Genomic DNA, 12,740 nt, shown 5'->3' with positions numbered 1-12,740 from the left:
CGGTGCGCCGATCCGCGCTGTTGCCTACAGCACCGCGCCCGGATGACCGCATCCGCGACCAACTGGCGGGCAGCGGCGTCGGGTCAGGGCGTGCCGGGTCACGATCGGCCTCCCTCGGCCCCGGTGCGGGCCGCCCGCGGGTCGAACGTCGAAGCCTGCGCGAGACGCTGCCACAGCGCTCGCTCGTCCGGGGTCGGTTGAGCCGGGATGACGATCTTGACTTCGGCGTACAGGTCACCGGCGACGCCTCGTGGGTGGGGCATGCCGCGGCCGCGCAGCCGCAGCCGCCGCCCGGACGACGATCCGGCCGGCACCTGCACCTGCACCCGGCCGCCCGGCGTATCCACCGGCACGTTCGCCCCCAGCGCGGCTTCCCATGGGGCGACCGGGAGCTCGACGGCGATGTCACGGCCGTTGACCCGGTACCGCGGATGTGGGGCGAGCCGCACGATCAGGTACAGGTCACCACGCGGGCCGCCGCCGAGCCCGCTCGCGCCTTGCCCGGCCAGGCGGATTCGTTGCCCGTCGACCACCCCGGCCGGGATGGTGACGTCGAGATGGCGCAGGCCGGCTCCGGCCTGCAGGGCGATCCGCCGGAGGCCGCCGGCGTAGGCATCCTCCACCGGCAGCTCGATCTCGGCCTCGCTGTCCGCGCCCGGTGCCGACACGCGGCGGCCTGGGCCGAAACCGCCGGCGCGGCCGCCGAACAACCCGGCCAGCACGTCGTCGAGGTCCGGGCCGCCGAATCCAGCTTCGTCGAACCCGCCGGCGCCGGGGTTGAAGTACACCCGCCGCCCGTCGCCACCGCCGAACGGGCCGGCGTCGGGTGCCGGACCGTCGTAGTGCTCGGGAACCTGCCGCCACTGGGCACCGTAGCGGTCGTAGCGGGAGCGCTTCTTCGGATCCGAGAGCACCTCGTACGCCTGGTTGATGTCCTTGAAACGCTCGTCCGCGCCGGGTTCTTGGTTGATGTCCGGGTGGAAGCGCCGGGCCAGCTTGCGGTAGGCGCGCTGAATCTCGTCCTGACCGGCTGACCGCTGCACCCCCAGCACCTGGTAGTAGTCGCCTGTTGTGGTAGCCACCGCTTCACTCCTTGTCCGAGCTGCCGCAGTTGCGCAGTGCCGTCTGGTCGCCCTCGTGCGGAGAAGCGCTCGGCGGTGTGCACGGTGCCCATGTGGACACGTACGGCGCAGCCATGGTCAACCTCCCTCACACCTGCGGGAATCGCCGGAAGCCTTCGTCATCAACCATTAGAACTTGAGCCGAGTGCTGTCAACTATCTTGGTGTGGTCCAGGTCTCGCAGCTCCAGTCATCTCGATGACCGCGGGACCGGACATGCGCTCGCGGAGATTTCTCCAACAAGGACCTTGACGTTGCCTCGGATTCGTTGTGAACGTAGAGACAAGTTGAGTCAAGGACACTCAACCACCGGGGTATCTTCGCCCGGACCCCAGGCCTTTGGTGAAGGAGCACCAAGGAGGAGATGACCATGCTGATGCGTACTGACCCGTTCCGCGACCTTGACCGCGTCTTCGAACAGCTGACCGGCACCGCCAGCCGACCCACGGTGATGCACGTCGACGCCGAACGCGACGGCGACTGGTTCAACGTGCACTTCGACCTGCCCGGCGTCGACCCCGACTCGATTGAGCTGACCGTCGAACGCAACGTGTTGCAAGTCAAGGCCCAGCGACAGCGCACCACCAAGGACGGCGTCGAGACCGTGATCTCCGAGCGCCCAATGGGCGTGTTCAGCCGGCAGCTGTTCCTGGCCGACACCCTTGACACCGACAGGCTCGAGGCCAGCTACGACAACGGCGTCCTGGAACTGCGGATCCCGGTCTCGGAGAAGGCCAAGCCCCGCAAGATCAGCGTCGGCTCCGGCGACTCCGGCCGCAAGCAGATCAACGCCTGACCCGCTCCTCGCGGACACCGCGCTGCTCGTATCACCTCGCTCCGGGTCACCTTCGAAGCGGCCCGGCACTCCGCCCCGGGTGCCGGGCCGTAACGGTCGTAGCGAAGGGCATGCATCTCAACGAGCGCTCCTGGCCCGGTCCAGAATGAGCGCGGCAAGTGTCTCGGGCACCTGCTCCGGGATCCAGTGCGAGACACCTTCGAGCACCTTGAAGTCGAAACGGCCGGTCACCCACCGGCTGGTCAGCTCCGCGGCCCGGCGGCCGATGGCGATGTCGTCCGTGCTCCAGACGTACGTCGTCGGGACGGTGATCGCGCCGGTCCTGAGGCCGGCTGCCGTGTCGAGGGGCATGGCCCGGTACCACCGCAGCGCAGCGGCCAGGCAGCCGGGATCGTTGAGGAGCCGGTCGGTGTACTCCCGCGCCATCTGATCGCTGAGGCCGGATCGTTTGAGCAGGGCCACCGCGATCCGGCCACCCCGCCACCGGATGGCGGCCTCGGGCAGCCACGGCAACTGGAAGAATCCGACGTGCCAGGCCTGCACCAGCTGCCGACTGGTCAGCATGGCCTTGACCACCGCCCGCGGGTGCGGCGCGGAAACGACGGTCAGGGAGTGCAGGCGGTCCGGCCTCGCGGCGGCGAACATCCACGCGACCCCTCCACCCCAGTCATGGCCGACCAGGTGGGCGCGGTCGACGCCGGCGGTGTCGAGCAGGGCCACGACGTCCGACACGAGCTCGTTGAGCCGGTAGGCGCGCCGGGACCGCGGGCGGGCCTGCGGGGTGTATCCGCGCTGATCCGGAGCGATGACCCGGTAGCCGGCCGCGACCAGGTGCCGAGATGTGTCGGTCCATGACCGCGATCGTTGCGGGAATCCGTGCAGCAGCACGATCGTCCCGACGTCCGCCGTCCCCTCATCCACCGTTGTGAACCGCATGCCGTTACGGAAGAACGCTTCCACAGCCGTGGACGGTACCCCTTCGCTGCCCTCACGAGACAGTGGGCATGACGGTGCCTCGTCGGGTCAGGCTGCTCACCCGGCCTCCGTGTTCCAACGCCGGGACGTGTCATCCGGGATGCCGACTAGGCAGCCGAGGTGGCCGCAGTGGACAGCTCCAGCCAGACACATTTTCCCGCTATGGTCCGGCTGCGCTCGACACCCCATCGGACGGCAAGGGCCGTGACGAGGGCGATACCTCGACCGTGCTCGTCGTCGGTCGTAGCGGTCCGTGCCGTCGGGGTCGCGGTCGCATGGTCGCAGACGGTGAGACGAAGCACTGTGCCGGTGAGGCGCAACCGGACGGTGGTGACGCCGCCGGCGTACAGGACGGCGTTGGTGATGAGTTCGGACAGCAGCAGTTCGGTGTCCTCGCCCAGCTGGATGCGAGCGTTGAGCCCGACGAGCCGCGGCAGAGATCTGGTCAGCCAGTTACGCGCGCGGCCGACGACAGCGACCCGGCCCCCGCCGACCGGGCGCCACATGAGCTGCCGGATGCGCTGCTGCGGATTCTCGCGGCGTCGCGCGTGGACCGTGGAAGTGTGACTGCCGATCGCCGAGTCATCTGTCATGGTTCTCGCGCCTCCTCGGCGTGGTGCGCTCCACGTTGTGGTACCCCGCACGGCCGGCCTCAAGCAGGACGTGCATCCGGCTTCGCCCTCGGCATCCGGAAACGATCAACCGGCCGCAGACGATCCGGGTACAAACGGCTGCGGTCCCCGGGCCGTGAAGCCCGGGGACCGCAGTCAGATCAGGTGGTGCGGGTGTGCCGTTGCGACCGTGACGGTCAGAGGGCGCTGCGACGGCCGCGGCCCATGACCGCCACGGTGATCGCCACGCCGACAGCGGCGACGATGACCTGCACGAGCAGCTCGCCCCAGTCCACACCAGGGGTGTCGGTGGACACGCCGATGGCGTTGGCGATGGCGGTACCGATCAGAGCCGCGACAACACCGATGACCATGGTCAGCCAGATCGGGATGTTCTGGCGACCCGGGACCACCAGCCTGCCGAGCGCGCCGATGATCAAACCGACGATCAGCGCCGTAATGATTCCGGTGACGGTCACAATGTCCTCCTGAAGCCAATCAACGGCGCCGAATTCGCCGCCGACAGGAGATTGCCCGGCCCAACCCCGCGGTAAACACGACCCCGCTGCGCCCGCGCCTGGCGTGAGTCCCCGTTCCTACACGCCGCGAACGCCTTCACTGCTCACACGACGCCACGGGACGAGCGCACGGCACGACCCCGCCGACACCCACCAGGATGCCGGACCACCGTGGTACCAACCGCTGCAGCGCCGTGCCGGTCTCCGCCAGCGGCGATATGTTCGATGTGCCGGCGCTGCGAAGCAGTTGCGCGGTCGATATTGGAAGATGGACGTTGTGACATCGTTGCCCCGGCACGGCATGGCGCCGCTGGACGTGCTCATCGTCGACGACGACCCGGCGGACGTCACCCTGATCGAGGAGGCGTTCGCCGAGCACGACGCCGAGCACCGGTTGCACCACGTCGCCGACGGGGTCGAGGCGCTGGCGTTCCTGCGCCGCGACGCCCCATACGCCGACGCGCAACGCCCAGACTTGATCCTGCTCGACCTGAACATGCCTCGCATCGACGGCCGCCAGGTCCTCGCCGAAGTCAAGCGCGATGAGCAGCTCAAGACGATCCCGGTCATCGTGTTCACCACGTCGGCAGCGGTCACCGACATCCTCGACAGCTACGGCGCTCACGCCAACGCCTACATCACCAAGCCGATCGACCTCGACCAGTTCGACCGGACCATCACCGAGATCCGCCGTTTCTACGGGACCGCCGTCACCCTCCCCCACCGGGACGCCTGAAGCGGCCAGGAGCGAACGCAGCCCGATGGCGGCCGGCACGCGGCGGCCGCAAGTCGCGCGGATCGGCCGTGCCGGGATGGCGCGCCGTGCATAGATTCGTGTGATGTGCCCGCCGACCAGGCTACGGCGCCGAGCCGGCTGAGCCTGTCCATGACCGGCCCGGACCTGGCTGCCTCGCGCGAGCACCTCGACGCGACCGGCGGCCTGGCGCTTTCACCGGCTCAGCCGACCCGCGCCGATCTGCTCGTGCGCATGCCCCGCGGTACGCAGGTCCTCGCTCTGGTCACGGCGGTGGTGCTGCTGGGCGGTGTGCCCGGAGATCGGACGTCTTGTCGGATCACAGGTTCGCGCCGCCGGTGGCGTCGAGGCACTGGCCGGTGACCCAGCGGGAGTCATCGGAAGCGAGGAACGCCACGGCGTCGGCGATGTCGGCCGGTTGACCGACCCGGTTGAACGCGGAGAAGGAGCTCCAGACAGCCAACTGCTCCGGGTTCTCCCGCAGCCAGACGGCGTTGCTGTCGACATCGACGATTCCCGGAGCCACCGAGTTGACAGTGATGCCGCGCCCGCCCAGTTGCTTGGCGAGGGTGAAGCTCATGGTGTTGAGCGCTCCCTTGGTCAGCGAATACGTCACTATCGACGGGGATGCGATCCGGGTGGCGCCCGAGGAGATGTTGATGACGCGGCCGTTGTCGCGGAGCCGCTCGAGGCCTTGCTGCAGGATGAAGAAGGGGGCTTTGACGTTCACCGCGAAGATCTTGTCAAACTCCGCCTCAGTCGTACCGGCGAGATCGCTGGAGCTGGCGATGCCGGCGTTGTTCACCAGGATGTCCAGACCGGGCTCGGCGCCGAGCTCCGTCAAGCCGGCGTCGAAGGCCGCCCATAGCGCCTGGGCGTCGCCGGGCACGCCGAGCTCGGCACCGACGGCGAACGCCCGACCGCCAGACTCGACGATGCTGGTGACGGCCTCCTCGGCGGCTGCCTCGTGCTTGCCGTAGTGGACCGCCACAAGCGCGCCGTCCGCGGCCAGCCGTGTCGCGATTCCCCGGCCGATTCCGCGACTACCGCCTGTGACCAGGGCGGTCTTGCCGTTGAGTGGCACCACGACCCTCAACCCCTCTTTCTGTATCGCTCGCTATAGAACTTGATGACGTGACGCTATCGATCGCTATAGAATGTGTCAATGAGCGACGCCAACCCTCGCCGCCGCGGGCGTCCCCGCACCTTCGACCGAGAAGGCGCCCTCGTGGTAGCGATGCGGGAGTTCTGGGAACGCGGGTTCGAGCCGGTCTCCATCGCCGAACTCACCGCGGCCATGGGCATCACCCCGCCGAGCCTCTACGCCGCCTTCGGTGACAAGAAGACGCTGTTCCGCGAGGTTGTCGATCGCTACCAGCAGACCCACGGTGCATTCTTCGGCGCAGCGCTCGACGCCGAGGCCTCCGCGCGCGAAGGCGTCGCCCGTGCCCTCCACACCGCCGCCGTGGAGTACACCCGACCGCATCGGCCCGCCGGCTGTCTCGTGATCAGCGCAGCGGTCAACTGCACAGCCACATCGACCGACATGGTCACCCTGCTGCGAGAGCGACGTGCCGCGAACGTCGCCGCACTGCGCGACCGCATCGAGGCCGACGTAGCTGCCGGAGTGCTACCCATGGGTACGGATTGTGCAGGCCTGGCGGCGCTTGTCGGCGCCGTCCTGCAGGGCATGTCTCAGCAGGCGCGCGACGGGGCGAGCACCGCCGAACTCCACGCTGTCGCTGACGCCGCCATGCTCGCGTGGCCCGCAGACGGAACGGCAACGGCGACTTGACCCTCTCCTGACCGCCGCCCGCCTCGCGCGCACGCTCTTCGGCGTGGTCATGCGTCATGGCCAGGCTCCGGAGGCCAGGCCGGCGGCGAGGATGTAACTGGGTGGAAGACCGACCACGCACTGCAGCAGCCATCGTCCCGGCGACGACCACGTCGCCCTCGACGCCGCAACGTCGGCCGGCGCCACTCGGACCGGTCGCGTCAGCGGCGCCCGTCGACGGCCTCGTCGTCATCGCGACGGAAACGATCCAGCCAGGCCGGCGGCCGAAGCTTCACCAGCGCGATGACGGCGAAGATCACGGCCGCAACGAACAGTACGTCGCGGACAATCTGATACCACAGGCCCTGCTCGCCCGCCATGTATCCGATGGCCAGGCTCAGCACCGCCGCACCGACAAGCAGGTGGGCCACGCCCGACCGCCTGGCCTCAGCGGGGTCCGTGGCATCTTCGGACTCGGCCGCACGACCGCCCAGAATCTTGCCGGTCACCAGGGAGTAGCCGCCGAAATAGAGGTCACCCATGCTCACAACCGCCAGAACGGCGTTCACGCCACCTACAAAGCTCACACTGAAACGCTATCCGGCACGGGCAACAACACGCACGCTACGGCAGGGCGAGCGTCACGTCGGCCGGTCCGGCCTTCGGCAAACGCCCGGTGACATCAGGCGCCGTCGACCGAGATGCCCACGATCCTGCGCTGCGCCGGCCTCGCCGCTAACCTCCTCGCCCGGGCCGGCCAGATCCGGAGGTTCCCGAACCGATGAAGCTCACCATCTCGCCGCCACGGCAGCATCGGACCGCTTTGTCCGGCAGGCGACAGCCGGCCCACCGCATCAAGACCCGGCATGGCGGCTCCGTCCCTTCGCAACGCCCGAACGACGAAGGGAAGCACGACATGCAACGCCTACTTCGAGGGCTGGTGGCCGCACTCGCGCTGCTCGCCGGCCTGCTGACCGTCGACGCCGCACCGGCCGCGGCAGACCTGCCCTACGGCCCGTACACCTGCGCGAACGGCTACGTATGGCGAGAGGCGGTGCCCGGCGACCTGGTATGCGTCACGCCCACCCAGCGCGACACCACCAGAGGCGAGAACGCGCTCGGCCCGGCCCGCCGGGAGCCCAACGGCGGGGCGTGGGGCCCCGATACCTGCAAGTCGGGCTACGTGTGGCGCGAGACCCGCCCCTCGGACCACGTCTGTGTGCCACCCGCGAGCCGGGACCGGGCCCGGGTCGACAACGGCATCGCGCCCTACACGATCCTGCTGCCCACCGCCACACCGACCAACGGCATCTCCGTCAACGAGGTGCGCAGCGGCTACCCGTACCACACCCAGCTGTACACGACGTCGAGCTTCACCCCGAACAAGCGGGTCCAGTTCTACTCCTACGACCCGAACTTCCCCGGCACCGGCCACAGCCTCCTGACGCTGCTGGGCGACGCCCCCACCGACGCGTACGGCCATCTGCAGTCGCTTACCAACTTCTACGGCGGCTGGAACATCACCTATTTGTCCTGCTACCGCGTCGCCACCGCCGGCTGGCTCACCGCCCGGGTCGTCATCGTGGACCAGGGCACCGGCATCATCAGCAGCACGAACGGGGAGCTGACCGCCCCCTGGTGCTGACCCGAACGGGACCGGCGGGCCGCCACGGCCCGCCGGTCAGGAGCGTGCCGACTCAAAGCGGCGTTGCCGCGGCCCTGCCGGGTCACTCGGAGGCGTTTGACGATGCCGATCGCGAGCTCGCGGCGTGGCCGAGGACGTCGTCGAGGAAGTCGGCGCCGGTCTGGGTGAGGGTGCCCACCTCGACGCTCGCGCCGGTGAAGACGTGGCCCGCGCCCTCGACCGGCAGCACGTCGCACCGTACGCCCTGGGCCCGCATCGCCGCGGCGAAGCCGACGGCGTCCGCGAACGGGACGACCTCATCGTCGGTGCCGTGTACCAGCAGGAACGGCGGGGCGTCCGGGTGGACGTTGTGCAAGGGGCTGGCGAGCCGTGCGAAGGCCGCGCGCTCGGCGAGCGGGCCGCCGAGCAGCAGTGCCGGACTCGTGAACGGGTCGTCCTGGTTCCGCAGGCTGGACAGGTCGGTGGAGCCGTACCAGAGGATGACTGCCTGCAGCGCAGTGTCGCCGGCGCCGGTAAGCCCGGCGATCGCCGCCAACTGGCCGCCGGCCGACTCGCCCAGCGCGGCGAACCGGCCCGGGTCGAGCCGCAGCGCCGCGGCGTGGTGGCGCAGCCAGCGGATGGCGGCCTCGATGTCGGCCTGCTGCGCCGGGTACGTGGCCTCCAGCGCCAGCCGGTAGTCGACGTCGGCGACCGCGTACCCCCGGCCCACCATGCGCTCGTGGAATCGCTGGTCCACGGTCCACACCCGGCTGCCGCCGACCCAGCCGCCGCCGTGTATCCAGAGCAGCACCGGGAACGGGCCGTCGCCCGGGGGCACGTGCAGATCCAGCTGCAACGGGCGGTATCCGAGGGGAGTCGAGACCACGCAGCCGGCGTGGGTCAGCGTCGTGCGTGGTTCGGGGATGGGCTGAAGATCGGGCATGGGTCCATCATGCCGTCGCCGGGGCTGCGGTGGGTGCCGACGAGATGGTGCCGCACTGCGGGTAGCCCGAGGACCTGACGTCCCCGGGCTACCCGGCAGTTCGGGTGGGTCGCTCGCAGCCGGCCGCGGAGTCTGCTGATGGTCAGGGCCATGGGTCGAACGAGTCCGCTGCCCCGGTCGGCCGGCACCTCGCCGGTGGCCGGGGTCCGCCGTCGCCGGCCGGGGGTGGCCCCAGCGCCCCGAACCGGCACTTGCGGGTGATCGTGACCAGGGCGGACTCCGACGTCTGGACGCCGGCATTGGTTGCCGTGACCGTGACCCGTACGTGGCCGGTTCTGTTCGCGGTCAGGACGCCCGCCGAGGTGACGGTCGCTGCGGCGGTGTTGGTGTCCATTGGGGCGATCTGGTAGCTGTACGTCGTGGCCGGGTTGGCCGGGAAGATACTCGCCGCCAGCCTGGTCCCCGCGGATGCCTGGTCGAGCGTGACCTCGCGGTCACCGAAGTCGACTCGCGACGTGTACGCGTTCGGGAACGCCGAGCCGGTGGCGTCCGGCACGCCGGAGGTCACCACGACCGGGAAGGTCGTCGACTTGCTCTGTCCGTCGGCGGTGGCCTTGGCCGTGATCAGGACGGCGCCTGTCGACACGGGCCTGACCGAGCCGGCGGCGTCGACCGTCGCGACCGCCGGGTTGGAGGAGGTGTACTGCACCCTGAGCGCCCGGTCGGCAAGGTCCCAGAACGTCATGTCGTGCTTGGTGACCGACAGCTGGGCGTTGATCCGGTTGTCGGGGGTGTTGAGGCTCAACTCGGTGGCGTCCGGCTGGGCCGAGACCACCTCGACGCCGGCCGTGCGGTGTCCGGTCACCCGGAGGGTCACCGACTTCAGGTCCGCGTCGGCCGAGCTCGGACCGGCCAGGATGGTCCAGTCGCCGGTGGGGTACACCTTCTTGTGCTGCACGTCGTCCCAGAACCACAGATCACCGGCGTCAATGGTGACCTTGACCGTCTGGGAGGTACCGGATATCAGGCCGCTCTTGACGAAACCCTTCAGCTGCTTCAGCGGGCGCTGGTTTCCGTCGGCTCCCTTCGGCGCTCTGGCGTAGACCTCCACGACCGCCTTGCCCGGGCTGTTGGCGGCCCGGTTCGACACGGGCACCGAGACCGTCACCGAATCGTCGGGAGTGATCCTCGAGGCGGACAGCCTCGGGGCGCCGTAGACGAACGGCGAGTACGACAGACCTTGGCCGAACACATAGTGTGGAGCCGCGCAGCCGGGACCGACCTGGTAGTAGAGGTACGTCCGGCCGCATTTGGCGCCTTCCGCCTTGGTCATCCGGTAGTCCTCGATCGCGAGGTCCGGAGCAGCCGCCGGCCCGAGTTGGGCGTCAACGTCGGAGTACCAGGTCAGCGGCAGCTTGCCCGAGAAGTTGGCCACCGCGGCACGCCCGTCCTCAAGCGTCACCGCGTCGTTGAACAGCAGCTCCGCCATCGCCTTACCCTGGTACATGCCGTTGAAGGACGACCAGACGATCGCCCCTACGCCCGGCAGGTCCTTGAACGCGCTGACGTCGACCATGGTCTTGGCCTGGACCCAGACCACGATCTTCTTGCCGTACTTCCTGGCGAGCGGGGCGATCGAGTCCCGGATCAGCTCGGCCTGCATGCGCGGCAGGACAACCGTGGAGCGGTCCGCGCCCTCGCCGCCGTCGTTGTTGCGGTGACCGACGACCACCATGACATTGTCAGCCTGCGAGATCTGGTACTCGGCGGTCGCCGCGTCCGCGACGGGGTCGCAGGGGCTGCTGGCACACACCGAGGTCGTGATCGCGGTGCCGTTGGCGTCAAGGACGTTGGGGAACACCGCGAGGTGGCTGGACAGGAACGGCGTGCTGGAACCCGCGGTCACGGCCGAGGCGGACGACCCCGTCCGCTCGGCCAGCGCCTGGGCGAAAGTGGTGTTGAGCGCTGTGGGCCCGGAGTACGAGCCCGACTGGAACGCGTTGAGAGAGTCCACGTGCCCCAGCGCGACGGTCTTCCCGGTCGCCGCGCCCGCGAACGGGAGCGTGCTGCCCGCGTTCTTCAGCAGCACGGGCGCTTCGAGGGCAGATTCGTGCGCGATGGCACGGTGCGCCGGCGATGCCAGCTTGACATTCGGATCGCCGGCCGCCGACAGCGAGTACGACTCGCTGTTCCACGGGACCGAGGCGACCGGATCGAACTCGCCCAGCTGGAACCGCGCCGTGAAGGCCCGCACGAGCGCGATGTCGACGTCGGCCTCGCTGATGAAGCCCTGGCTCTGCGCCGCCGGGAGTCCTGTCGCCGTGGGGTAGTCACCGCCGGAGCAGTCGAGATCGGTGCCGGCCTTGAGTGCCCAGGCGTTGCCGAGGGTCTTGCCGATCTGCGTCTGGCCGCCGAGCTGGACGGGCTGCCAGGAGTGTCCTGACGTCCCGGTTCCATACACGCGGGTGATCGCATCACAGTCGGAGACGACGTACCCGTTGAAGCCGTACGACCTGCGCAGCATGGTCTCGATGGCGTAGCGGCTCGCCGCGGCGGGCGTCCCGGGAGTACCGCCGGGGGTGACGTTGTCGCGGGGGCTCCACAGGCTCGGGTAGCTCGATGCCGACGGATAGTCGGTCGTGTAGTTCTCCACCTCGCCGAGGGCGTTGTAGGCGACCATCAGCGACCGTGCGCCCGCCCCGCCGGCCGAGGCCGCGAAGGGCGGCAGGAAGTACTCGTGCATCGAACGCTCGGTGAAGTTCGAGGTGCCGAAGTCGCGGTTCGCCTCCGAGTTGTTCGCCAGGTAATGCTTCGGCGTGGCGACCGCCTGCACGTAGTCGTGCGCTCCGGTCGGAACGGTGTCGGGGCGTGACGAGGTGTCGCCCTGCAAGCCGGTCACGAAGGCGCCGGCCACCTGGCCGGCCAGGAACGGATCCTCGGTGTACGACTCGTCCGCCCGCCCCCATCGGGGATCGCGGTTAAGGTTCTGGTTCGGCGACCAATACGTCAAGCCATGGCAGGCGCCACCGACGGGGCTGGGATTCGCCACACCCGGCGGGCAGGACGTGTTGTACGTTACGCGGGCCTCGTCAGCGATACCGCCGGCGATCTGCTGCGTGATGGCCGGATTCCAGGTCGATGCAATCGAGGTGCTCTGCGGATATTGCGTGTAATTGCTGTTGCCGGGGATGGTCGGGAAATAGATTCCGTGATTCGCCTCGCCCCAGTATCCGTACGACTTCACGCCGAGCCGGTCGATCGCCTTCGGCTTCGGACGCCAGGTCGCATGCGGCTGCATCGCGATCAGCTGGTCGTACTTCTCCTCCAGCGTCATACGCGAAACCAGGTCGGCCGCGCGGACACTGAACGGCAGGGAGGTGTTTCTGTACGCCGGCATGCTTTCGGCGGACGCCGCAGCCGGCCGCACGAACGCGCCGAGCCCGCCCACCGCCACGACGCACGCCAGCCCGAACGCCATGAACCTGCGCCCCGGTCTCCTGGCGCCCCTGCCGTGCCTGCTCCCTCGCGAAAGCGCGGCACTGGTCTTCACCACGTGAAGGTCTCCTGTGTCCAAGGTGGCGAACTCCCGATCGCTCGATGGATCTGTACTGCCGTCCCGCTGCCG

12 protein-coding genes are annotated in these 12,740 nt (G+C 69.2%); 4 read left to right on the top strand and 8 right to left on the bottom strand.

The features are described 5' to 3' along the window. Window positions 1–98: 98 nt before the first annotated feature. On the bottom strand, window positions 99–1,082 hold the full coding sequence (locus tag Dvina_RS19925) for a DnaJ C-terminal domain-containing protein (RefSeq protein ID WP_223103975.1): 984 nt from the start codon (window positions 1,080–1,082) through the stop codon (window positions 99–101). Between the two features lie 408 nt (window positions 1,083–1,490). Here Dvina_RS19925 and Dvina_RS19920 point away from each other — a divergent pair, with 408 nt between their 5' ends. Continuing rightward, the gene (locus tag Dvina_RS19920; protein WP_223103974.1) at window positions 1,491–1,916 is read left to right on the top strand and encodes an Hsp20/alpha crystallin family protein; all 426 of its coding nucleotides are present in this window, start codon (window positions 1,491–1,493) and stop codon (window positions 1,914–1,916) included. 117 nt (window positions 1,917–2,033) lie between these two features. Here Dvina_RS19920 and Dvina_RS19915 read toward each other — a convergent pair whose 3' ends face one another. The 3 genes from Dvina_RS19915 to Dvina_RS19905 all read right to left on the bottom strand — a co-directional run bounded on the left by Dvina_RS19915 (window position 2,034) and on the right by Dvina_RS19905 (window position 3,981). Next, window positions 2,034–2,852, bottom strand: a complete 819-nt coding sequence (locus tag Dvina_RS19915; RefSeq protein WP_223103973.1) for an alpha/beta fold hydrolase — start codon at window positions 2,850–2,852, stop codon at window positions 2,034–2,036. Window positions 2,853–2,998: 146 nt separating this feature from the next. Further along, a complete protein-coding gene (locus Dvina_RS19910; RefSeq protein WP_223103972.1) occupies window positions 2,999–3,484 on the bottom strand; it encodes an ATP-binding protein in 486 nt (161 codons plus the stop codon). 215 nt (window positions 3,485–3,699) lie between these two features. After that, window positions 3,700–3,981 (bottom strand): GlsB/YeaQ/YmgE family stress response membrane protein, encoded by a 282-nt coding sequence (locus Dvina_RS19905; protein WP_223103932.1) that lies wholly within the window; start codon window positions 3,979–3,981, stop codon window positions 3,700–3,702. Between the two features lie 307 nt (window positions 3,982–4,288). Here Dvina_RS19905 and Dvina_RS19900 point away from each other — a divergent pair, with 307 nt between their 5' ends. After that, on the top strand, window positions 4,289–4,756 hold the full coding sequence (locus tag Dvina_RS19900) for a response regulator (protein WP_223103971.1): 468 nt from the start codon (window positions 4,289–4,291) through the stop codon (window positions 4,754–4,756). A 337-nt stretch (window positions 4,757–5,093) separates the two neighbouring features. Here Dvina_RS19900 and Dvina_RS19895 read toward each other — a convergent pair whose 3' ends face one another. Then, entirely contained in the window at window positions 5,094–5,861 is a 768-nt protein-coding gene (locus Dvina_RS19895; protein ID WP_223103970.1) for an SDR family oxidoreductase, read from the bottom strand. A 78-nt stretch (window positions 5,862–5,939) separates the two neighbouring features. On the opposite strand from Dvina_RS19895, the gene Dvina_RS19890 reads away from it, so the two are divergent. After that, window positions 5,940–6,569, top strand: a complete 630-nt coding sequence (locus Dvina_RS19890; protein ID WP_223103969.1) for a TetR/AcrR family transcriptional regulator — start codon at window positions 5,940–5,942, stop codon at window positions 6,567–6,569. Window positions 6,570–6,769: 200 nt separating this feature from the next. On the opposite strand, the gene Dvina_RS19885 is transcribed toward Dvina_RS19890, so the two are convergent. Continuing rightward, window positions 6,770–7,117, bottom strand: coding sequence for a hypothetical protein (locus tag Dvina_RS19885; RefSeq protein WP_223103968.1), 348 nt, complete (start codon window positions 7,115–7,117; stop codon window positions 6,770–6,772). A gap of 347 nt (window positions 7,118–7,464) precedes the next feature. Here Dvina_RS19885 and Dvina_RS19880 point away from each other — a divergent pair, with 347 nt between their 5' ends. Next, entirely contained in the window at window positions 7,465–8,193 is a 729-nt protein-coding gene (locus tag Dvina_RS19880; RefSeq protein WP_223103967.1) for a hypothetical protein, read from the top strand. Window positions 8,194–8,275: 82 nt separating this feature from the next. Here Dvina_RS19880 and Dvina_RS19875 read toward each other — a convergent pair whose 3' ends face one another. Then, window positions 8,276–9,115 (bottom strand): alpha/beta hydrolase, encoded by an 840-nt coding sequence (locus Dvina_RS19875; RefSeq protein WP_223103966.1) that lies wholly within the window; start codon window positions 9,113–9,115, stop codon window positions 8,276–8,278. A 142-nt stretch (window positions 9,116–9,257) separates the two neighbouring features. Continuing rightward, entirely contained in the window at window positions 9,258–12,593 is a 3,336-nt protein-coding gene (locus Dvina_RS19870) for a glycoside hydrolase family 3 C-terminal domain-containing protein (protein ID WP_223103965.1), read from the bottom strand. Window positions 12,594–12,740: the final 147 nt, after the last annotated feature.

The sequence above is a fragment of the Dactylosporangium vinaceum genome, assembly GCF_019904175.1.
GTDB classification, from domain to species: Bacteria; Actinomycetota; Actinomycetes; order Mycobacteriales; family Micromonosporaceae; genus Dactylosporangium; species Dactylosporangium vinaceum.
Note: the sequence above shows the minus strand (reverse complement) of the source record. Positions and strands in the feature narration are given on the sequence as shown.